At 66.7% G+C, this 472-nt stretch carries 1 protein-coding gene; it reads right to left on the bottom strand.

The annotated features are described in order from the left end of the window. Positions 1-472, bottom strand: a 472-nt coding sequence (locus JK364_RS54615) for a zinc-binding dehydrogenase (protein ID WP_201858912.1), incomplete at both ends; no start/stop codon positions are given.

Raw genomic sequence — 472 nt, 5'->3', positions numbered from 1 at the left:
TGAGGTGGTGGGCGATGAGGGAGCCGAGGCTGCCGGTGCCGCCGGTGATGAGGATGGTTCCGTCGGGGGTGTGCGGGATGGTGAGGACGACCTTGCCGATGTGGCGGGCCTGGGCCATGAAGCGGAACGCGTCCACCGACTCCCGCACGTCCCAGCACCGCACCGGCGGCATGCGCAGCGCCCCGCTGCCGAACAGCTCCACCAACTCCGCCAGCATGCTCGCGATCCTGTCAGCGCCGGCATCCAGAGCCAGATCGAACGCCTGGTAGCTGATTCCCTCGGGCAGGTCCTCGGTGTTGCGGAGGTCGGTTTTGCCCATTTCGATGAAGCGGCCGTTGGGGGTGAGGAGGCGGAGGGAGGCGTCGATGAGGTCGTCGGTGAGGGAGTTGAGGATGACGTGGATGCCTTGGCCTTGGGTGGTGGTGTGGAAGGTGGTTTCGAAGTCGGGGGTGCGGGAGGTGGCGATGTGGTT

The sequence above is a fragment of the Streptomyces endocoffeicus genome, from assembly GCF_016741935.1.
In the GTDB taxonomy this organism is placed as follows: Bacteria; Actinomycetota; Actinomycetes; order Streptomycetales; family Streptomycetaceae; genus Streptomyces; species Streptomyces endocoffeicus.
Note: the sequence above shows the minus strand (reverse complement) of the source record. Positions and strands in the feature narration are given on the sequence as shown.